The 22369-nt window shown below is 63.6% G+C and carries 14 protein-coding genes; 13 read left to right on the top strand and 1 reads right to left on the bottom strand.

Annotated elements, in window-relative coordinates; translation table 11 throughout:
• Window positions 1-55 precede the first annotated feature (55 nt).
• The 13 genes from glf (at window position 56) to ACFWAD_RS01505 (ending at window position 21400) form a co-directional block, all read left to right on the top strand.
• Window positions 56-1270 carry a UDP-galactopyranose mutase gene (gene glf / locus ACFWAD_RS01565; RefSeq protein WP_378536524.1) on the top strand — a complete coding sequence of 405 codons (1215 nt, stop codon included), beginning with the start codon at window positions 56-58 and terminating at the stop codon, window positions 1268-1270.
• The gene (locus ACFWAD_RS01560) at window positions 1267-3180 is read left to right on the top strand and encodes a glycosyltransferase (RefSeq protein ID WP_003943981.1); all 1914 of its coding nucleotides are present in this window, start codon (window positions 1267-1269) and stop codon (window positions 3178-3180) included. The genes glf and ACFWAD_RS01560 overlap by 4 nt, the downstream gene beginning before the upstream one ends.
• On the top strand, window positions 3161-3694 hold the full coding sequence (locus ACFWAD_RS01555; RefSeq protein ID WP_378540801.1) for a phosphatase PAP2 family protein: 534 nt from the start codon (window positions 3161-3163) through the stop codon (window positions 3692-3694). Before ACFWAD_RS01560 ends, ACFWAD_RS01555 begins: the two co-directional genes overlap by 20 nt.
• The gene (locus ACFWAD_RS01550; RefSeq protein ID WP_003943808.1) at window positions 3691-4596 is read left to right on the top strand and encodes a decaprenyl-phosphate phosphoribosyltransferase; all 906 of its coding nucleotides are present in this window, start codon (window positions 3691-3693) and stop codon (window positions 4594-4596) included. The genes ACFWAD_RS01555 and ACFWAD_RS01550 overlap by 4 nt, the downstream gene beginning before the upstream one ends.
• The gene (zomB, locus tag ACFWAD_RS01545; RefSeq protein WP_378540799.1) at window positions 4574-6493 is read left to right on the top strand and encodes a flagellar motor control protein ZomB; all 1920 of its coding nucleotides are present in this window, start codon (window positions 4574-4576) and stop codon (window positions 6491-6493) included. The genes ACFWAD_RS01550 and zomB overlap by 23 nt, the downstream gene beginning before the upstream one ends.
• Before the next feature lie 329 nt (window positions 6494-6822).
• Window positions 6823-7833: an alpha/beta hydrolase family protein gene (locus tag ACFWAD_RS01540; RefSeq protein ID WP_230817654.1), complete on the top strand. Its 1011-nt coding sequence runs from the start codon at window positions 6823-6825 to the stop codon at window positions 7831-7833.
• A 252-nt stretch (window positions 7834-8085) separates the two neighbouring features.
• Complete coding sequence (locus ACFWAD_RS01535; RefSeq protein WP_378540797.1) at window positions 8086-9969, top strand: alpha/beta hydrolase-fold protein; 1884 nt, start codon at window positions 8086-8088, stop codon at window positions 9967-9969.
• A 106-nt stretch (window positions 9970-10075) separates the two neighbouring features.
• Window positions 10076-10627, top strand: a complete 552-nt coding sequence (locus tag ACFWAD_RS01530; protein WP_317553625.1) for a DUF732 domain-containing protein — start codon at window positions 10076-10078, stop codon at window positions 10625-10627.
• A 9-nt stretch (window positions 10628-10636) separates the two neighbouring features.
• Window positions 10637-11590, top strand: coding sequence for a cutinase family protein (locus ACFWAD_RS01525; RefSeq protein WP_378540793.1), 954 nt, complete (start codon window positions 10637-10639; stop codon window positions 11588-11590).
• Between the two features lie 205 nt (window positions 11591-11795).
• Window positions 11796-12791 (top strand): LLM class F420-dependent oxidoreductase, encoded by a 996-nt coding sequence (locus tag ACFWAD_RS01520; RefSeq protein ID WP_347875736.1) that lies wholly within the window; start codon window positions 11796-11798, stop codon window positions 12789-12791.
• A gap of 182 nt (window positions 12792-12973) precedes the next feature.
• Window positions 12974-14863, top strand: a complete 1890-nt coding sequence (gene fadD32, locus ACFWAD_RS01515; protein WP_378536540.1) for a long-chain-fatty-acid--AMP ligase FadD32 — start codon at window positions 12974-12976, stop codon at window positions 14861-14863.
• 37 nt (window positions 14864-14900) lie between these two features.
• Window positions 14901-19862, top strand: coding sequence for a polyketide synthase Pks13 (pks13, locus tag ACFWAD_RS01510; protein ID WP_378540790.1), 4962 nt, complete (start codon window positions 14901-14903; stop codon window positions 19860-19862).
• Complete coding sequence (locus ACFWAD_RS01505; protein ID WP_378445549.1) at window positions 19859-21400, top strand: acyl-CoA carboxylase subunit beta; 1542 nt, start codon at window positions 19859-19861, stop codon at window positions 21398-21400. The genes pks13 and ACFWAD_RS01505 overlap by 4 nt, the downstream gene beginning before the upstream one ends.
• Here the strand turns inward: ACFWAD_RS01505 and ACFWAD_RS01500 are convergent.
• Complete coding sequence (locus ACFWAD_RS01500; RefSeq protein WP_378540787.1) at window positions 21397-22308, bottom strand: LysR family transcriptional regulator; 912 nt, start codon at window positions 22306-22308, stop codon at window positions 21397-21399. The two genes, ACFWAD_RS01505 and ACFWAD_RS01500, sit on opposite strands and share 4 nt — an antisense overlap.
• Window positions 22309-22369: the final 61 nt, after the last annotated feature.

Raw genomic sequence — 22369 nt, 5'->3', positions numbered from 1 at the left:
CCTGGTGACGCATCCAACCCTCGGCTTCCGAACAGGTCCGATACCCTGGTTCATCGTGACCGCTGCAAATTCAGAGACCGCCCGTGCCCAGTACGACCTGATCGTCGTCGGTTCGGGATTCTTCGGGCTGACCATCGCCGAGCGTGCCGCTACCCAACTGGGTAAGCGCGTGCTGGTGCTGGATCGCCGTCACCACCTGGGGGGAAACGCATACTCGGAGGCAGAGCCGGAGACCGGCATCGAGGTCCACAAGTACGGTGCCCACCTGTTCCACACCTCCAACAAGAAGGTCTGGGACTACGTCACCCAGTTCACGGAGTTCACGAACTACCAGCACCGCGTCTTCGCGCTGCACAAGGGACAGGCGTACCAGTTCCCGATGGGACTCGGCCTCGTGTCGCAGTTCTTCGGTCGGTACTTCACGCCCGAAGAAGCACGCGCCCTCATCGCCGAGCAGTCCAGCGAGATCGACTCGAAGGATGCCTCCAACCTCGAAGAGAAGGCGATCTCCCTGATCGGACGCCCGCTCTACGAAGCATTCGTGCGTGACTACACCGCAAAGCAGTGGCAGACCGACCCCACCGAGCTGCCCGCGGCGAACATCAGCCGCCTGCCGGTCCGCTACAACTTCGACAACCGCTACTTCAACGACACGTACGAGGGTCTGCCCGTCGACGGCTACACGGCGTGGCTCGAGAACATGGCAAAGGATCCGAAGATCGAGGTCCGCCTCGACACCGATTACTTCGACGTCCGCGACGAACTTCGCACCGCCAGCCCCGACGCACCTGTCATCTACACGGGCCCGCTCGACCGCTACTTCGACTACTCCGAAGGTTCGCTCGGATGGCGCACCCTCGACTTCGAGACCGAGGTTCTGCCCACCGGGGACTTCCAGGGCACCCCCGTCATGAACTACAACGACGCGGACGTCCCGTTCACCCGCATCCACGAGTTCCGTCACTTCCACCCGGAGCGCGAGTACCCGGCCGACAAGACCGTCATCATGCGTGAGTTCTCACGTGCCGCGGAGGCGAAGGACGAGCCGTACTACCCGATCAACACGCCCGAGGATCGCGAGAAGCTCTCCGCGTACCGCTCACGCGCCAAGAAGGAGACCGCGGAGAACAAGGTCCTCTTCGGTGGACGTCTCGGCACCTACCAGTACCTGGACATGCACATGGCAATCGCCAGCGCGCTGACCATGTTCGAGAACACCCTGCGCCCGCATCTCGAAACGGGTGCGGAATTGGCAGGGGAGAACGAATGAACGCACGTCATCTACTCGAAGGCGAAGACGCCGTCACCGGCGACGAGGTGACCTACCTCGGCAAGTCCCTGCTCTCTCGGATCATCCTTCCCCGCGCCGGCGAACCACTCGACGTTCGCACGCTGTACCTGGAGGAAGCTTCGACCAACAGTCGTCGGGCTCACTCCACCTCGCGTACGTCCGTCGCGCTCGGAGCCGAGACAGAGGTCTCCTTCGCCACGTACTTCAACGCGTTCCCCGCCAGCTACTGGCGTCGCTGGTCCATCCTGAAATCTGTGGTCCTTCGGCTCGAACTGTCCGGACACGGCCGCGTCGATGTCTACCGTTCCAAGGCGGACTCCTCGCGAATTCACGTGGAAGGCAAGGAATTTGCCGACGGCGATGCCGCGGTCGAACTCGAGGTGGAACTGGCACCGTTCGAGGACGGCGGCTGGATCTGGTTCGACATCACCACTGATACAGCCGTAGTCGTAGAAAGTGGTGGCTGGTACGCGCCCGTCGAGGCTCCCGGCGAAGCGACGGTCGCCGTTGGTATTCCGACGTTCAATCGCCCGACCGACGCAGTCAAGGCTCTGGCTGCGCTGTCTTCGGATCCGCTGGTGTCGGACGTGATCAAGGCCGTCATCATGCCGGACCAGGGCACCCGCAAGGTTCGCGACGAACCCGGGTTCGCCGAAGCTGCTGCAGCACTTGGTGATCGGCTCGCCATTCACGATCAGGGCAACCTCGGCGGCTCCGGCGGATACAGCCGAATCATGTACGAGGCACTCAAGACCACGCAGTGCCAGCACATCCTGTTCATGGACGACGACATCGAGATCGAACCCGACTCGATCCTTCGCGCGCTCGCTTTCTCGCGCTTCGCGAAGTCGCCGATGCTGGTGGGTGGGCAGATGCTCAACCTGCAGGAACGCAGCCACCTCCACGTGATGGGTGAAGTGGTCAACCGCGGGATCTTCATGTGGTCTGCCGCGCCGAACGTCGAATACGACCACGATTTCTCCAAGAATTCGCTGCGAGATTCGAAACTGCTGCACCGCCGCATCGACGTCGACTTCAACGGCTGGTGGATGTGCATGATCCCGCGCCAGGTCGCGGAAGAACTCAAGCAGCCGCTGCCACTGTTCATCAAGTGGGACGACTGCGAATACGGTTTGCGCGCAAAGGAAGCCGGATACCCGACCGTCACGTTGCCCGGTGCCGCGATCTGGCACATGGCCTGGAGCGACAAGGACGACGCCATCGACTGGCAGGCGTACTTCCACCTCCGTAACCGTCTGGTGGTGGCCGCGCTCCACATGCCGGGCAACGGCCGCGGCCTTGTCGTCAACACGGTGAAGGCGACTCTCAAGCACCTGCTGTGCCTCGAATACTCCACCGTCGCGATCCAGAACAAGGCAATCGCGGACTTCCTCGCCGGACCGGAACACGTCGCGAACATGCTGCCGACGGCACTCGGTGAGGTCCACGCGCAGCGCAAGGAGTACCCCGACGCCGTCGTGGTGCCCTCCGCGACCGCGCTACCGCTGCCCTCCGGCGCCGAGGTCGGGGACGTGAGCGCGCCGACCAACCCGGTCGCGAAGATCGTCCGCGTCGGCAAGGCCGTGGTACACAACCTCAAGCCTGCGCACCCGGAGCATCACGAGCGTCCTCAGCTCAACGTGCCGACCATCGACGCAAGGTGGTACCTGCTCTCACAGGTCGACGGCGTCACCGTCACCACCGCCGACGGCCGCGGCGTCGTCTACCGCAAGCGCAACCCCAAGCAGGCCCTCGAACTGCTCAAGGAAGCCATGCGTTTGCGGCGCGAGCTCGCCGCACGTTTCCCTGAGCTCAAGAAGCAGTACCAGGACGCCGTTCCTTCACTGACCAGCACGGAAAGGTGGGAACGTGTCTTCGGTATCTCCTGAAGTACAGATTCTGGCCGGAATTCAATCGACCGTCGGGCAACTGCCCGGAGCTGTCAAGGTCGCCCGCGGTATGTCTCACTTCGGTGAGCACTCCCTCGGGTGGATCGCGATCGCTGCCGTCGGAGCTGCCGTGGACAAGCCGCGTCGACGCGAATGGGCCGGAGCAGCTGTCGGAGCATTCGGTGCACACGCCGCCTCCGTGGTGATCAAACGAGTCGTCCGGCGCAAGCGGCCTTCAGATCCGTCGGTGCAGGTCAACGTCTCGACACCGAGCAAGCTCAGCTTCCCGTCTTCACACGCGACGTCGACGACGGCAGCGGCTGTGCTGATCGGTCGACTCACCGGGCTACCCTTACCGGCGTTGCTGGTGCCCCCGATGATGCTCTCGCGTCTGGTCCTGGGAGTTCACTACCCGACCGACGTACTCGCCGGAGCGGCACTGGGAGCCGCATCCGCGGCGGTAGTTCGCCGGGTCGAAGAAGCCAGAGCCGAACAGAAATGTGGAGATAAATGAGCGAGGAACCGGCTACGGTCAGCGGACCCCCGAAGTCGCTGCCCGCCGGCATCGTCAAGGCGCTTCGCCCACGTCAGTGGGTCAAGAACGTCCTTGTGCTGGCAGCGCCCATCGCGGCCGGAACCGCCACCGAAGCCGACGTGCTCCTGCCCGTCGCGCTGGCGTTCGTCGTGTTCTGTATGGCGGCATCGGGCATCTACCTCGTCAACGACGCGATGGACGTCGAAGCCGACCGAGCACACCCCACGAAGAGGTTCCGTCCCATTGCGGCCGGAGTTCTGCCCGTCAATATCGCCTACGGCATGGCAGTCGTACTGCTGGCCGGCGCGATCGGTCTCTCGTTCTTGGCCAACTGGCAACTCGCCGTGGTCATGGGCGTGTACATCGTCATCCAGCTCGCGTACTGCTTCGGTCTGAAGCATCAAGCCGTCATCGACATCTGCATCGTCTCGTCCGGCTTCCTGCTCCGAGCGATCGCCGGTGGCGTTGCCGCCGAGATCGATCTCTCGCAGTGGTTCCTGCTGATGATGGCGTTCGGTTCGCTCTTCATGGCCGCAGGCAAGCGCTACGCCGAGCTGCAGTTGGCCGAGAAGACCGGCGCGAAGATCCGTAAGTCCCTCGAGAGCTACACGATGACGTACCTGCGTTTCGTGTGGACGATGGCAGCGACGACGCTGGTCCTCTGCTATGGACTGTGGGCGTTCCAACAGGACGCCATCAAGGGCACCAACTGGTACGCCATCTCGATGGTGCCGTTCACCATCGCGGTGCTGCGATACGCGGTGGACGTCGACGGCGGCGAAGCCGGAGAGCCTGAGGAGATCGCGCTCGGTGACCGGGTGCTGCAACTCCTCGCGATTGCGTGGATCGGAGTAGTGGGTGTCGCTGTCTACCTCGTCTGAGCCACGCACCGAGGCCGACCCGCACGTCGACACTGCGGCGAATCGCACCACCCTCAGTCGAGGAGTTTTTCTCGGCGGGGTGGTGCTTGCTGCTGCCCTCATGTTCTGGGGTGCGTGGGAGCGTCGCTGGATCGCTGACGACGGACTGATCGTCTTACGAACCGTCCGCAATCTGCTGGCGGGAAACGGCCCGGTCTTCAATGCGGGTGAGCGTGTCGAGGCGAACACGAGTACCGCGTGGACGTACATCGTCTACGCGTTCAGTTGGCTCACACAGATCCGCCTCGAATACGTCGTCCTGACGATCGCGCTCGTGCTCTCGACGGCCGCCGTCGTGCTGGCGATGCTCGGCACCGGTCGTCTGTACCGCGGCGTTCGGCCGTCGGCGGGAGGAACGATCCTGCTGGTCCCGGCAGGTGTTCTCGTCTACATCGCGGTCCCGCCTGCGAGAGATTTCGCCACGTCCGGGCTCGAAACGTGCCTGGTGATCTTCTGGATCGCGCTCTTGTGGCTACTGCTCGTTCGGTGGGCGCAGGCGTCGACGCCGTCCACGGCGTCGATCCTGACTCTCTCGTTCGTTGCCGGTCTCGGACCACTGGTTCGACCCGAGATGGCGATTCCCGGTGCTGCCGCGTTGATGATGATCGTTCTCTCCGCCGGCTTGACCTGGAAGATTCGCACACTGATCGTGGTCGTCGCCGGACTTGTCCCGGTGGCCTATCAGATCTGGCGAATGGGCTATTACGCCTTGCCGTACCCGAACACCGCGGTGTCGAAGGACGCCGGTGGCGCGAAGTGGGCGCAGGGCTTTGCGTACCTGTGGAACCTCGTCGGGCCGTACCTGCTCTGGTTGCCGTTGCTGTTCCTGCTCATCGGTGCGCTGCTGCTCGTGTGGCGAAGCCGAGCGGATGCACCTGCCACCGCCACCGATCAACCAGCACGTCCGCTGTGGCAGCGCTTTCAACAGTTCCTGCGTACCCCGCGGGCGATTGTCACCTTCATTCTCGGCAGTGGGCTGATCCTCGGGGTCTACTCGCTGCGCGTCGGCGGCGACTTCATGCACGGCCGTGTCCTGTTGCCGGTGCTGTTCTGCCTGCTCATCCCGGTCGCGGTCATTCCGTTGCGGGTGCCCGCCAGATCGGCGTTCGGCAGTCACCGCGACACCGCGATCTTCGGTGTCTCGGCGGTGCTGTGGATCGGCACGATCATCTGGGCTTTCTTCGCCGCAAACACGACGGGGATGCCGGAAGGCTCGGTGGTGGGTCGTTCGGGAATCGTCGACGAGCGCGCGTTCTACGCACTCAACACCGGTCACAAGCATCCGATCCTCGCCGAGGACTACCTCGACTATCCGCGAATGCGTGCCATGGTCGAGACCATCGCGCGGACCCCGGAGGGTGGGCTGCTGCTGCCGTCGGCGAGCTACGACTCCTGGTTCGTCGTCCCACCGCCCGGACCGCTCGAAGAGCCGGCCGAGCACGTCGTCTTCTTCCTCAACCTCGGAATGACGAGCATGAACGTCGGCCTCGACGTCCGGGTGCTCGATCAGATGGGTCTGGCGTACCCGCTGGCAGCTCACACCGAGCGACTCGAGGACGGCCGGATCGGGCACGACAAGAATCTCTATCCGGACTGGGTAGTCGCGGACACGGGAATGATCGACGTTCGCCCGTGGCTGCCGTTCTTCCTCGACGAGGACTGGGTTGCGGACGCGAAGCTGGCCATCACCTGCCCGGAAACGCAGGAGCTGCTGACGTCGTACCGCTCCGAGCTGACCTGGGCCCGATTCAAACAGAACTTTCAGCAGGCATTCGACTTCGCGAAGTACCGATTCGACCGGGTTCCGGCCTACGAATTGGAACGCTGCGGGCTCGTGCCACCGGAGTCACCCAGGTGATGTGATCAGCATCACCGACGGTTGAAGGTTTGAATATTTCGATTCAGTAACACCGAATCGATTGGCCACGATGTACTCGAAGACGATTCACCTAACCTGAATCGCCCCCAGGGGTGACGACGGTGTCGCTCGCGGACTGGGACGTAACGATCTGTCTATTTGTCACAGCTGAACCTGTGACATAAAGTCCAGCGAGCGCAGTGTGACTTGGAAGAGGTCCGCTGCCGACCTGAACTTGTTCGGGCTGGCAGAAAAGCCTGTTCCCCGACGGAATCCGCCGGAACCACTCACCGAGTGGGTGCCGCAGACGAAGAGAGAGAGCAGTATCCATGCGTTTTGCCAGAAAGAGGCTGACCCAGCGCCTCAAGCACCGAGCGTTGGCCATCGGTGCCGCAGCACTTGTGCTTCCCCTTGCTGCAGGTGTTGCCGGTAGTGCTGTCGCCTCTGCTGCGCCCGCGCACACTGCTCCCAGCCGCACCGTCCAGTCGGGCGGATACGACGAGCTGTGGGTGCCCTCCTCGATGGGCAACATCAAGGTCCAGGTCCAGTGGGCCGCTCGCGGCGGAAACGCTGCCCTCTACCTCCTCGACGGCCTGCGTGCGCGTAACGACGCCAACGCGTGGAGCTTCGAGACCAATGCGATGGACCAGTACCGCAACGACAACATCACCCTCGTGATGCCCGTCGGTGGCGAGTCCAGCTTCTACAGCGACTGGTATGCACCGTCGAACTTCAACGGCCAGCAGATCACGTACAAGTGGGAAACCTTCCTCACGCAGGAACTCCCCAACTTCCTCGCGAACTACGGCGTTTCGCCCACCAACAACGCGGTTCTCGGCCTCTCGATGGGTGGCAGCGCTGCTCTGACGCTGGCTGCTTACCACCGTGACCAGTTCAAGTTCGCCGGCTCGCTGTCGGGCTACCTGAACATCTCGGCTCCCGGCATGCGCGAGGCAATCCGCGTCGCAATGCTCGATGCCGGTCGCTTCAACGTCGACTCCATGTGGGGACCGCCGTGGAGCCCGTCCTGGCTGCGCAACGACCCGTTCGTCTTCGCGCCGCGTCTGCAGGGCCTGTCGATGTACATCTCGTCGGCAAGCGGCCTGCCGGGTGAATACGACCACCCGCGCGCACCGATCGACTACTACAACACGGCTAACGGCATGGGCCTCGAAGCTCTCGCCCTGGTCAACACCCGTGCATTCCAGATCCGCATGAACTCGCTGGGTATCCCGGCCACCTACAGCTTCCCGTCCAACGGAACGCACTCGTGGCCGTACTGGTCGGCAGAGCTGTGGAAGGCTCGCGGCCAGATCCTCGACACCATGAACGCTTGGTGATCGTGCGCGATCCCGTGACCTAGTCACTTCACCAGTGCCGTTCCGGACTCCTCGAAGGAGAACCGGGACGGCACTTGTGTATTCAGGTGCTGCACGAGCGCCGGATGTCAGTAACAATTGCACCACCAGTAACAGCGCGGCTACCCCAAGCGGGGATCGTTTGCGTGTAGAAATAGTTTCAACGGGGGTCTGGCTGCTCAGGCGGCTCCACGATCGACGCGCGGACCGAACGTAAGGAAAGAGAGTGAGCTCATGCGAGTAGGCCTTGCCACGGAGGACCGTCGCCGGTCCCGGGCAACCTTCCGGACAAAGGTCGTCGGCGCACTGGCAGCGATGCTGGTTCTGCCGATCGCCGCGGGCTTGACGACGGCCGGAACCGCGGCAGCCGCGCCGGCACCTGCTCAGGCCGCACCGGCCGCTACCCAGAACCCCTCCGGCGCAGCGGTCACGAAGGTCGACTGGCTCAGTGAGCGTCGCGTCGCGCTGTGGGTGAACTCTCCCGCGATGGGCATCCCGATTCAGGTGCAGATCCTCTTGGCCCGCGATTGGAACGTCAATCCGTCGGCCAGCTTCCCCTCGGTCTGGATGCTCGACGGTCTTCGCGCGACCGACAACGAGAACGCCTGGACCTACGAAACCGACGCAGAGTCCTTCTACGCCGACAAGAACGTCAACGTCATTCTTCCCGTCGGCGGTCAATCCAGCTTCTACTCCGACTGGCTCGCGCCCGACAACGGCAAGAACTACCAGTGGGAGACGTTCCTGACCAAGGAACTGCCCTCCATCCTCGAAAAGGACTGGCGCACCACGCAGACGCGCGGAGTCGTCGGACTGTCGATGGGCGGAACGTCCGCGATGTTCCTCACGGCGCGCAACCCCGGCTTCTTCAAGTTCGCGGCTTCGCTGTCCGGCATCCTCACCACCACTTCGCTCGGCATGCCTCAGGCAATCCAGTTCGCGATGACCGACGCCGGTGGATACAACTCCGCCGCGATGTGGGGACCGCCGTCCAACGCACAGTGGGCTGCACACGATCCGTATGCGCTCGCCGAGAAGCTCAAGGGCGTCAGCCTGTACGTCTCCAGCGGTAGCGGTACGACCGGCCCGTACGACCAGCCGTCGGGAATTCCCGGCGTGAGCACCAACTACGCAGGCATGGGCCTCGAGATCCTCGCTCGCCTGACCTCGCAGACCTTCGCGACCAAGTTGAACCAGTTGGGAATCCCCGCGCAGGTCAACTACCGCCCGTCCGGTACCCACTCGTGGCCGTACTGGCAGTTCGAGCTTCATCAGCTGTGGCCGCAGTTGGCCAACGCCATCGGCGTCGAGGTCGAGAAGCCGGCGTGCGGCACGTCGGGTGAAATCGGTGCGACGGCTGCAGCCAACGGTTGGATCGGCGACTGCATCACGCCCGAGTACAGCGTCGCGGGTGGCCTGGCGCAGGACTTCCGCAACGGTCGCATCTACTTCACCAGTGGAACGGGCGCTCAGCCTGTCGCCGGTCGTATCGCCGGCGCGTACATGAACACCGGAGCAGCGGCCGGCCCGCTCGGCTTCCCGCGTACACCCGAACTCGGTACGCCCGACGGACGCGGACGCTTCAACCACTTCCAGAACGGCTCCATCTACTGGACCCCGCAGACCGGCGCTCACCCCGTCAGCGGCGACATCCTCGCCGAGTGGTCCGCACAGGGATGGGAAGGTGGCCCGCTCGGCTACCCGACCGCCGACGAGATCGCGACCCCCGGCAAGCCCGGCAAGGTCCAGGGATTCGAGATCGGCGCAATGTACAGCAGCGCCAACGGAACTCACGCGGTTCTCGGAATGATCATGGGCAAGTACGGCGAACTCGGCTGGGAGAACGGCTGGCTCGGATTCCCGAAGTCGAACGAGGTTCCGATCAAGGACAACGGACGCTTCACCGAGTTCGAGGGCGGCAACATCTACTGGAGCCCCGGCACCGGTGCTTGGTCCGTCGAGAACGGCCCGCTCTTCGACGGTTGGAAGAGCGTCGGATACGAAGGTGGACGACTCGGATTCCCGATCAGTGACAAGTTCGACATTCCCGGTGGTGTCCAGCAGAACTTCCAGTTCGGCTACATCACGGTGATCGGTGACAAGACAGAAGTTCACTAACTCACAGTGGTGCACGACGGGCGGGCCCGATCACGGATCGGTGCCCGCCCGCGTGCGTTGCGTAACCTGTTGATGGACTTTCGACTGAAGGCAAGGACGGACATTGATGTCGCTTTTCTCGGGTAACCGAAACACTTGTGCACGCGCGATCGCGGTCGGCGCCCTGGCGCTCGCCACGGGTGGCGCACTTGTCGCGTGCGGTAGTGACGACTCCACTGCAACCTCCAATCCGGTCACCACGACGTCCGCTGCGGCTTCGTCCTCGAGCGGTTCGGCGTCTGCGTCCGCCTCGGCGACCACGACGGCGTCGGCTGCGCCCACCAGTCCGGGAGCCGCGGCCACCGCGCCGCCGGAGCAGCCGCAGAGCATCGAGGGCTTCCCGGGTCCCACAGTCGTCGAGGTCAGCCCCGAGGCACAGAAGTTCCTCGACGGCCTGAAGGCGAAGGGCATCACCCCGGCCGGTGACGGCAGCATCGCCGTCAACACGGCCAATTACATCTGCGCTGCCGGTCCTCAGACCGACGACGAGGTCCTGACCTTCGTGACCGCCTTCGTCGGCCAGGAAGCGTCGGCGGAAGGCAAGCAGATCACTCCCGATCAGGCAGGTGCGAACGCTCAGATCTACATCGACGTCGCCAACGCCACCTACTGCAAGTAGGAGCGGGAAATGGCGAGGTCTGGAAAGCGTCGTGGGTGCTTGATCCCGCTGCTGATCATTCTTGTGGTCGCAGCGGTCGTGATCGGCGGTTGGTACATCCTGGCCGGGCGGGTGCCGTCGCCGACTCCGATCCCGCCGAGCCCGGAGCCGCCGGTGTCTCAGCCAGCCAGCTGCCCCGATGTCCAGGTAGTAGCCATACCGGGTACGTGGGAGTCGAGCGCTACCGACGACCCGTACAACCCGACGGCCAATCCGGCGTCGTTGATGCTGAACGTGACCCGTCCGCTGCAGGAGAAGTTCGATACTTCACGGGCCGACGTCTACACCGTTCCGTACGTCGCACAGTTTTCGAATCCGGTTGCGATCCCGCCGGACGGACAGCAGTCTTACAACAACAGTCGGGCCGCGGGAACTGCTGCCACTAACGACTTTCTGATGAAGCGGCACGCCGAGTGCCCGCTCACGAGCTACGTCCTGACCGGATTCTCCCAGGGAGCGGTGATCGCGGGTGACGTCGCAGCGAGTATCGGCGACGGCAGCGGCGCGGTGCCTGCCGATCTGGTTCTGGGCGTCGGCTTGATTGCCGACGGTCGGCGCGATCCGGCGTTCGGAAACACCGTTGGCCCAAGCGTTGCCGGTGTCGGCGCCGAGTTGTCGCTGAACGGGCTGAAGCTTCCCGGTCTCACGATGACCGGCCCGAGGCCTGGCGGTTTCGGTGACCTCAACGACCGGACCTATCAGATCTGCGCGCCCAGTGACGGTATCTGCGACGCTCCGGCCGCTGCTCTCAATCCGACGAACTGGTTGAGTTCGGCACCGCGACTGCTCGAGTACTACAACAATCCTGTGCACGCGATGTACAACTCCTTCCAAGTTGATCCGAACGGCACGACGGCCACCCAGTGGATGGCACAGTGGGCTGCGGAGAAGATCGACGCCGCGCCGACGCCGCCCCACAGTTGAGTCACCGCCGCACTGTTGATTCGTCACAATCGGGCGTCTCGGGAGTTCGCTCGCGGGTAATCTGCTCGTTTGGTCCCGGTAGAGTGCTGCACGGTCCGGGGGCTTCCTCTACAGTGCTGTCACGTAAGTGACTGGCGAGTAGGTTCGGTTTGTCCGAGTTTGTAGTTCGAGTACGACGTACGTGTCCATCACAGGAGATCGATATATGAGTTCCACCCACGGCAGCGATGCCCGACGCAAATTCCGGTTTGCGGCCGGTGGCGAGGGCAACGCCGAAGAGGGTGGTGCGCGACGTTTCGTCAAGCTTGCGCAGAAGGCCGAGGAACTCGGCTACGACTCGTTCATGATTCCGGATCACCTGGGTAATCAGGTCGGCCCGATCGCCGCTCTCGGAGCGCTCGCGGTGGCCACGGACAAGATCCGTCTCGGCACCGCCGTGTTGGCCAACGGCTTCCGCCATCCAGCTGTACTGGCGAAGGACGCGGCGACGATCGACGTGCTGTCCGGCGGCCGACTCGAACTCGGCATCGGTGCGGGCTGGATGAAGGAAGAGTTCGACAAGGGCGGCATCGCCTACGAGAGCCCGGGCGTTCGCATCGAGAAGCTCGAGGAGTCTCTGCAGATTCTCGACGTTCTGCTGCGCGGGCAGGAATGCACTTTCGAAGGCAAGCACTATCAGGTGCGCGGCCTCAAGGGCAGCCCCCGACCGCGGCAGGGCCCGCGGCCACCGATCATCGTGGGCGGCGGCGGCCCGAAGATGCTAGCTCTCGCGGCGAAGTACGCGGACATCATCTCGGTCGCCACACCGACCAACCGTGACGGGCGCCTTCTGCTCTCCGGAATCACGATGGAAAAGACCATCGAACGTGTCGAGCGGATCCGCGAAGCCGCCGGCGAGCGTTTCGATGAGATCGAACTCAACTGGACCATCACCATGATCATGATCACCGACGATCGAGAGCAGGCTGCCGAAATGGCAATCGCCGCTCTGGACCAAGGTTTTCCGCCGAACATCGAAGTGGATCGTAAGCTGAGCGTGGAGGAGTTGCTGAACTCTCCCTACCTGGCTGTGGGCACTTTCGAGGAAATCGCAGACCAGATTCGACTGGTCCGCGAAAAGACGTCGATGTCGTACGTCGGGGTCTTCCCGACGCAGATGGAAGCGTTCGCCCCGATCATCCCGTTACTGGCGGGCGAGTAGGCCGGAGAATACGGACGATGCGAATCTGTAACATATCGATGGTTTGGGATCGATGAAGTGATTCAGGTGAGTTGCGCACAAAGTGCGATTCGATTGATCGAAGATGGACCCGAGAGAGCGAAGGAAGTCTGGGGCGCAGGCATGAAGGACAGTGCTTGTGTGATCGCTTCGGAGGAGATGGAATGAACGCGCTGTTCGATGGCTTTCTCGACGAGAAGGGCCAGATCCGCCTGCAACCAGGCTTCACGCTGGTCGACTACGTCGAGCAACACTCGCGTGTCAACGCGGACGAGCTCGCGTATCGGTACATCGATTACTCACGCGAGCGTGACGGTGAAGCCCTGGAGCTGACCTGGGAGCAGTTCGGTGTGCGTCTGCGGGCTGTTGCAGCCCGTCTGCAGCAGGTCACCAAGCGCGGGGACCGTGTTGCGATTCTTGCGCCGCAGGGGCTCGACTACGTCATTTCGTTCTTCGCGGCCATTCAGGCCGGTTCCATCGCGGTGCCGCTCTTCGATCCGGACGAGCCCGGTCACAGCGACCGTCTCCACGCTGTTCTCGGTGACTGCAAGCCGACCGCGATTCTGACTGCCGCATCGTCGGCAGCCGGTGTTCGTCAGTTGTTCCGCTCGCTTCCCGCTGCCGAGCGACCGCGCATCATTGCCGTCGACGCGATTCCCGACACCGTCGGTGAAACGTGGGTTCGCCCCGACATCGAGCTCGACGACATCGCGTACCTGCAGTACACCTCCGGTTCGACCCGAGTTCCCGCCGGTGTGGAGATCACCCACCGCGCTGTGGGAACGAATGCGCTCCAGATGGTCGATTCCATCGAGCTCAACGAGGACTCACGCGGCGTCACGTGGCTGCCGCTGTTCCACGACATGGGCCTGCTGACGGTCATCCTGCCTGCTCTGGGCGGCAAGTACATCACCATCATGAGCCCGCGCGCTTTCGTGCAGCGGCCGTACCGGTGGATCAAGGAACTTGCTGCGGTGTCCGACGGCGCCGGCACTTTTGCTGCTGCTCCCAACTTCGCGTTCGAGCATGCTGCCGCGCGCGGCTTGCCGAAGGACGGCGAGACACTCGACCTGAGCAACGTCATCGGACTGATCAACGGCAGTGAGCCGGTCACGACGTCGTCGATGCGCAAGTTCAACGAGGCTTTTGCTCAGTACGGTCTGCCCAAGACTGCGATCAAGCCCTCCTACGGCATGGCCGAAGCGACGCTCTTCGTCTCCTCTACCAAGCATTCCGACGAGGCCAAGGTCATCTACGTCGACCGCACGGAACTCAACAAGGGCCGCATGGTCATCGTCGACCAGTACTCCGAGAACGCGATCGCGCAGGTCTCCTGTGGGTACGTCTCGCGCAGTCAGTGGGCGGCGATCGTCGATCCCGAGACGCTGACCGAGGTTCCCGACAATCACGTCGGCGAGATCTGGCTGCACGGCGAGAACATCGGCATCGGCTACTGGGGACGCCCCGACGAGACGGCCGAGACCTTCCACAACAAGCTGGACAACCGGCTGAGCGAAGACAGCCACACCGAGGGCACACCGGCGGATGCCAACTGGATGCGTACCGGCGACTTCGGCGTCTACGTCGACGGCGAGCTGTACATCACCGGGCGCGTCAAGGATCTCGTGATCGTCGACGGCCGCAATCACTACCCGCAGGACCTCGAGTCTTCGGCTCAGGAAGCCAGCCCGGCTCTGCGTCCCGGATTCATCGCTGCGTTTGCCGTACCGGCCAACCAGTTGCCTTCTGTCGTGTTCTCCAACACGCATTCGGGTCTGAAGTTCGACGACGACGATTCCTCGGAGCAGCTGGTCATCGTGGCCGAGCGTGCTCCCGGTGCAGGCAAGGCGGATCCGCAGCCGATCGCGGACACCGTGCGTGCGGCGATTTCTTCCCGTCACGGCGTCACGGCCCGAGACATCCTGCTCGTTCCTGCCGGTTCGATTCCGCGTACGTCCAGCGGCAAGATCGCTCGCCGCGCGTGTAAAGCGAGCTATATCGAGGGAACGTTGCGAGGCGGCTATCAGCAGACCGCATTCCCCGATAGCGTTTGAGGAGCAGTCCCTTCATGATCGGTGGCTTGGTGAGTTGATGGTTGAACAAGATGGTGCGCAGAGCAAAGACGTTGTGAGCGAGATGAGTGTCGCGCAGTTGCGTGAGTGGCTTCGCAACTGGATCGCCAACGCGACCGGTCAGCCGGTGTCGACGATCACGGACGACCGCCCGATGGAAGAGTTCGGGCTCGCTTCACGCGACGCAGTTGCGCTGAGCGGCGACATCGAGGATCTGCTCGGCGTCACGCTGACCGCCACGGTTGCCTACCAACACCCCACCATCGCTTCGCTGGCGACTCGGATCATCGAAGGTGAGCCCGAGGCGCCGGAGGAGACCATCGACGCGTCGTACTACGTCTCAGGCGCCGCGACGGACGCTCACGACATCGCCATCGTCGGACTCTCCACACGATTCCCCGGTGCCGGGCACACGCCTTCGGACATGTGGGAAATGCTGGCGGCCGGACGCGACGGCATCAGCGACCTCCCCGAGGACCGCTGGGCCGAGTTCATGTCCGATCCCGCCATCAAGGCCGCGGTCGAGAACGCGAACACCAAGGGCGGGTACCTCGACGACGTCAAGGGTTTCGACGCCGAGTTCTTCGCGATGTCTCCGCTCGAGGTCGTCAACGTAGATCCGCAGCAGCGCCTCGCTCTCGAACTCGCGTGGGAAGCACTCGAGCACGCTCGCATTCCGGCAAGTGGGCTCAAGGGCAAGCAGGTTGGTGTTTTCATCGGCAGTTCCGCCAACGACTACCAGCTGCTCGCGGTCAGTGATCCGACGACGGCGCACCCGTACGCGCTGACCGGAACGTCGACGGCCATCGTCGCGAACCGGGTCTCGTATTTCTTCGACTTCCGTGGACCGTCCATCGCGCTGGACACCGCGTGCTCGTCTTCGCTGGTTGCCGTTCACGAGGCTGTGCGCTCGCTGCGCAGCGGCGATTCCAACATCGCGCTGGCCGGTGGCGTCAACATGCTGCTGGCACCTCCCGGAACTCTCGGTTTCGATCAGACCGGGATGCTCGCTCCCGACGGCAAACTGCGTGCCTTCTCCGCTCAGGCTCAGGGAATCGTTCGCAGCGAGGGTGGTGGCCTCGTTGTGCTCAAGCGCCTCGAAGACGCCGAGCGTGACGGCGATTCCATCCTCGCGGTGATCGCCGGATCCGCGATCAACCAGGACGGCCGTTCCAACGGTCTGCTCGCGCCCAACCCCGATGCCCAGGCCGACGTGTTGCGTTTCGCGTACCGCGACGCCGGCATCGTGCCGACCACCGTCGACTACATCGAGGCTCACGGAACGGGTACCGATCTCGGTGATCCCATCGAGGCCGACGCTCTCAGCCGAGTTGTCGGTCGTGGCCGTGACGACGACAAGCCGGCACTGCTCGGTAGCGCGAAGACCAACTTCGGGCACCTGGAAGCAGCTGCAGGCGCCGCCGGCCTGATCAAGGTCGTTCTGGCGATGCAGGAAAACAAGATTCCCGCGACGATCAACTACCTGGGCCCCAACCCGCACATCGACTTCGAGAAGGCGCACCTGCAGGTGACGCCCGAGGCCACCGACTGGCCGCGTTACACCGGCAAGGCCGTCGCCGGTGTTTCCGGCTTCGGTTTCGGCGGAACCAACGCCCACGTCGTGGTCAAGGAATACGTGCCTGCCGACGCCGTAGTCGAAGAACCGGTTGTGGATGTCCCAGTCGTGGATGAACCGGCAGCAGAGGACGAGATCACGGTTGTGCTGGCCGTGTCCGGCGCGCTGCCTTCGCGTCGTCGCCGCGCAGCTGCCGATCTGGCCGACTGGCTCGAAACCGAAGAGGGAAGCAAGACGCCCCTCGCCGACGTCGCCCGCACACTTTCGCGTCGCAACCACGGACGCTCGCGCGCCGCTGTTGTGGCGAAGACGCGGTCCGAGGCCATCAGCTCGCTGCGCGCTGTCGCCGCGGGCAAGCCGGCCCAGGGCGTCTTCTCGGCCGACTCGCCGTCGCCCAAGGGTGCGGTGTGGGTGTTCTCGGGCTTCGGCTCGCAGCACCGCAAGATGGCCAAGCAGTTGTACACGGAGAACGCGGCCTTCAAGGCAGCCGTCGACGAGGTCGATGCGCTGATCCAGGACGAGGCCGGTTACTCGATGGTCGAGATGTTCCTCGACGATTCGATCGAGTACAACGTCGAGACCGCACAGGTGGGAATCTTCACCATCCAGGTCGGTCTGGCTGCGTTGCTGCGCCACCACGGCGCCGAAGCCGAAGCCGTGGTTCCGCACTCGATGGGTGAGGCCGCTGCCGCGTACGTTTCCGGCGGTCTGAACCTGGAAGACGCTGTCCGCGTGATCTGTTCACGTTCACGGCTGATGGGTGAGGCCGAGGGCGCACTTGTCGGTGACGACATCCGTCTGATGGCACTGCTCGAGTACAGCGCATCCGAGATCGAGGCGCTGCTGCCCACGTACCCCAAGCTCGAGGTCTGCGTCTACGCAGCTCCGACGCACACGGTGATCGGTGGACCGCAGCCGGACATCGAGGCGATCGTCGCTGCCGCCGAGGCCGACGGCAAGATGGCGCGTGTCCTGCAGACCAAGGGCGCCAGCCATACTTCGCAGGTAGATCCGTTGCTCGGCGAACTCGCCGCGGAGTTGGCAGGTATCGAGCCGGCCACGTTGAAGCTCGGTGTCTACTCGTCCGTCGACAAGGACACCTTCTACCGTCCCGGTCACGAGCCGATCCATCAAGAGGCGTACTGGGTCAAGGGTCTTCGCCACAGCGTGTACTTCACCAATGCGGTGCGCGGTGCAGTTGCCCACGGCCACACCACTTTTGTCGAGCTTGCACCCAACCCGGTGACGCTGATGTCGGTGGCGGCCACCGCTTTCGATTCGGGCCTGCACGACATGGAGCTCATCCAGACGCTCAAGCGTAAGGAAGACGAGTCCGCAGGTGTGCTTGCCGCTCTCGCGCAGCTGTACGTTCACGGCCATGCCGTGAACCTCGAGTCTCTGCTTCCCGCAGGCGATTTCGCTTCGGTTCCTCGTACCGCGTTCGTGCGCAAGCCGTACTGGCTCGACATTCGCGTCAGTGCCGGTGGTTCGGCTCGCGTTCCCGGTTCGCACGTCGCCCTGCCCGACGGCCGCCACGTGTGGGAGGTCGACGCATCCGCCGTCACCGACCTGGCGGTGCTCGTGAGCGCTGCTGCCGGACAGGTGCTCTCGGATGTCTCTCTGACCGCTGCTGTTCCGCACGGTGAGCTGGCCGGTGCTGCGACCCTGACCACGACACTCAACCCGCACCCGGGTGGAGCGTCGGTGCAGGTGCACGCTCGTGAGGGCGCTACGTTCCGTCTGCTCTTCGACGCCGTCGTCACGTCCGGTGAGCCGCTGCCCGAGCTGGTCGTCAGCGCGCCGGTCAAGACCAGCGCAACGATGGAAACCCTGGCCGAGGTCGTCGAAGACGCCGGAGACAAGTGGGATCCGAACGGTTCGCAGAGCCTCGACGACCGCCTCAAGATCGTTGTCGCCGAGTCGATGGGGTACTCGCCGGAGGATCTTCCGGCCGAGGTTCCGCTCATCGAACTGGGTCTCGACTCGCTCATGGCGATGCGTATCAAGAACCGCGTCGAGTACGAGTTCGACATTCCGCAGCTCCAGCTCCAGGCAGTCAAGGACGCGAGCCTCAACGAGGTCAACAAGTACCTGCGTTACGCGATCGACAATCGCGAAGAGGTTCAGGCGATGGCCGACAAGCAGGCCGCGGAGAAGTTGGCGGCCGATGCTGCTGACGACGAGGACGTTGCACCCGCCGAGGTGGAGACGGAACTACCTGCCACTGCTCCCGTTGCGGCGGCTGTACCGGCTGCCGCGCCCGCCGATCCTTCGCGTGCCGGAACTGCCGACGATGCCGGCTCCGACGTTCCGCCGCGAGATGCGGCCGAGCGCTTGACGTTTGCGACGTGGGCCGTCGTCACCGGGAAGTCGGCCAAGGGCATCTTCAACGATCTGCCGATCGTCGGTGACGAGGTCGCCGAGAAGCTTGCTGCTCGGCTTTCCGAGCGTGCGGGCGGCGAGATCACTCTCGACGACGTTCTCGACTCCACCACCATCGAAGAGCTTGCGGACGTCGTTCGCCAGTACCTCGAGGACGACGGCAAGATCGACGGACTCGTTCGTACTCTGCGTGCCCGTCCCGAAGGCTCCACGGCCGTACCGGTATTCGTCTTCCACGCTGCCGGTGGTTCGACGGTGACGTACGAGCCTTTGCTCAAGCGCCTGCCCGCAGGCACGCCGATGTACGGGTTCGAACGGGTCGAGGGCTCGATCGAAACCCGCGCTGCTGCCTACGTTCCGCTGCTTCGTGAGATCCAGGGTGACGGGCCGTACGTGCTGTGCGGCTGGTCGTTCGGCGGCGTGATGTCGTATGCGGTCGCGAAGTTGCTGCGCGAGCAGGGTGCCGACGTACGTGTGGTCGGACTTCTCGACACCGTGATGGCCGGCGAGGTCGTGCCGGACACCGAGGAGGAACGTCGCAAGCGTTGGGAGCGCTACGGCAAGTTCGCCAAGCGCACCTACAACCTGGATGTTCCGCTGCCGCTTGACGTTCTGGCCTCCACCGAAGCCGACGAGGATCAGATCCAGATCTTGATGGACATGATCAAGATGAGCGGCGCAAAGATTCCCGGCGGAATCATCGAGCATCAGCGGACGTCCTGGTTGGACAACCGCGCCATCCAGACTGCCGCGTTCAGCAGCTACGACGGAGACGTCGTGCTCTACATGGCCGACAAGTACCACGACGAGCTGATGACGCTCGAGCCTGCATTCAAGACCCGCAAGGCAGACGGTGGTTGGGGTGACTACGTGAAGAACCTCGAGGTCGTCTACATCGGCGGGGATCACCTGCAGATCGTCGACGAGCCGTACATCGCGAAGGTCGCGGCAGACCTCACCACAAAGCTGGCCCAGATCGAGACAGCCCAGACCAAAGCATCGGAAACCGGAGTTCAGAAGTGACGACAACCACCGCGGAGAAGCTCGCTGAACTCCGCGAAAAGTTGGAGAAGGCAAAGGAACCCGGCTCGGCTCGGGCCATTGCCAAGCGCGATGCAGCAGGGCACAGTACGCCGCGCCAGCGCATCGACATGTTGCTCGATCCCGGTAGCTTCGTCGAGGTCGGCGCCCTGGTGAAGATGGCGGGCGAGGACAATCCGTACAGCGACGGCGTCATGACCGGTCACGGAACCGTCGAGGGGCGGCCGGTTGCCGTGTTCGCGCACGATCAGACTGTGTTCGGCGGTGCCGCCGGAGAGATGTTCGGCCGTAAGGTCGCAGCTGTCAACGATTTTGCGCTGAAGGTTGGTTGCCCGGTCGTCGGTATCAACGATTCCGGTGGAGCTCGAATCCAGGATGCCGTTTCCTCATTGGCCTGGTACGCCAACATGGGTTCACGTCAGGAGCCCTTGTCCGGTGTCTGCCCGCAGATCTCGGTCATCCTCGGTAAGTGCGCCGGCGGTGCCGTGTACGCACCGATCAACACCGACGTCGTGGTCGCGACCGAAGAGTCGTACATGTTCGTCACCGGACCCGACGTCATCAAGTCGGTCACCGGCGAAGAGGTCAGCCTCGAGGATCTGGGCGGAGCACGCAAGCAGGCGGAGTACGGAAACATCCATCACGTCGCTCCAGACGAGAAGGCTGCATTCGACTGGGTCCGTGAGTACCTGAGCTTCATGCCGTCCTCGTGCACGGAGAAGGCGCCGCTGATCAACCCGGGCCTCGAACCCGAGATCACCGAGTCGGATCTCGAACTCAACGCCTTCATGCCGGATGCCGACAACGCCGGCTACGACATGCACGACATCATTCTGCGGATCTTCGACGACGGAACCTTCCACGAAATCGGAGCCCAGGTCGCGCACAACGTGATCACCGGGTTCTCCCGCGTCGACGGCCTGCCCGTCGGCGTCGTGGCCAACCAGCCCACGTACCTCAGTGGCGCCCTCGACGCGGACAGCTCCGACAAGGCCGCCCATTTCGTGCGCCTGTGCGACGCCTTCAGCATCCCGCTCGTTTTTGTCGTCGACACACCGGGCTTCCTTCCCGGCGTCGATCAGGAAAAGGTCGGCGTCATCAAGCGTGGCGGGCGTTTCCTGTTCGCGTACATCGAAGCCACTGTCCCGAAGGTGACGGTGGTGGTTCGCAAGGCGTACGGCGGCGGTTATGCCGTCATGGGTTGCAAGCAGCTCGGTGCCGACATCAACCTCGCGTGGCCGACGGCACGTATCGCCGTGATGGGCGCCGAGGGTGCCGTCAACATCATGGGACGTCGTCAGCTCGCCGAGGCGGGCGAGAACGCACCCGCGGTGCGTGCTCAGTTGATCAACTTCTACAACGAGTTCGTCGCGACGCCGTACATCGCGGCTGAGCGCGGATACATCGACGCGGTGATCGAGCCTTCGCAGACGCGTCTCGAAATCCGCAAGGCTCTGAAGTTGCTCAAGGACAAGACGATCTTCAAGAACCCGCGCAAGCACAACTTGATGCCGCTCTAATTCTTCTTGTCACCGAGGGCGTCGAACTGGCGGCGTAGCGCTTCTATCGTCGCCAGGACGGCGGGCCTCTCGCTGTCGGTCCGCCAGGCGAGGTAGATGTCTCGGCTGAGCGGCGGAACCGTGTCGAGCATTCGAACACCTTCCGGTGGTACAACTCTCGCCAGGCGTGGAATCAAAGCGACGGCGAGGCCCTGAGCGACGAATTCGACCTGGGTGGGAAACTCGGCGACCTCGTACTCGATTCGAGGGTCGAACCCCTGCGCGCGCAGGGTCCTGACGGTGAAGGTGTGAAAATCCGTTCCCCGTGTCCACGTAGCCCAGGCATGCTCGGACAGTTCGCTGAGCGCGACAACCTTGTTCTCCGCCAGCGGATGTGACGCCGGGAGAGCGAGCAGCGCCACGTCGTCGTACACAGGCGTGAAGGAGAGTCCGTCGGGAAGTTCGACGGGCAGAGTGCTCCAACTGTCGACCACCACGACGTCGAGGTCGCGGCGAATCAGTGCGGGGAGCAGTTCTTCGGATTCGCCTTCGTTGAAGGTGATTTCGAGCTGGGGGTGCGCGTGCCTGATCTCGGCGATGGCTCGCGGCAGCACTGTCCTGCTGGGGGAGACCAGGGCTCCGATACGCACGCGGCCCGTCACCTCGCTCTGCAGCGACGCGATTTCCGCCTCGGCCTGGGCGAGCGTCGAGAGAACCTCTGCGGTTCGGCGCGCGAGGATTCGGCCGGCTTCGGTGAGCCGCACACCGCGGCCCTGTGGTTCGAGGAGCGGAACACCGACTTCGCGCTCGAGTTTGTTCAACTGCTGCGAAATTCCGGATGGTGTGACATGCAAGGTGCGGGCGGCTGCCGCCACTGATCCGTTCTCGGCGACAGCGTGCAGGGCGCGGAGTCTTTCGAGATTCAACACGGTAGTAATGCTACCGAATATACGGTCTGAACATTTGCTTGTGCTGAATAGTTAGCGGCAG

It is taken from the genome of Rhodococcus sp. NPDC059969, from assembly GCF_042738325.1.
Classification (GTDB): Bacteria; Actinomycetota; Actinomycetes; order Mycobacteriales; family Mycobacteriaceae; genus Rhodococcus_F.
Note: the sequence above shows the minus strand (reverse complement) of the source record. Positions and strands in the feature narration are given on the sequence as shown.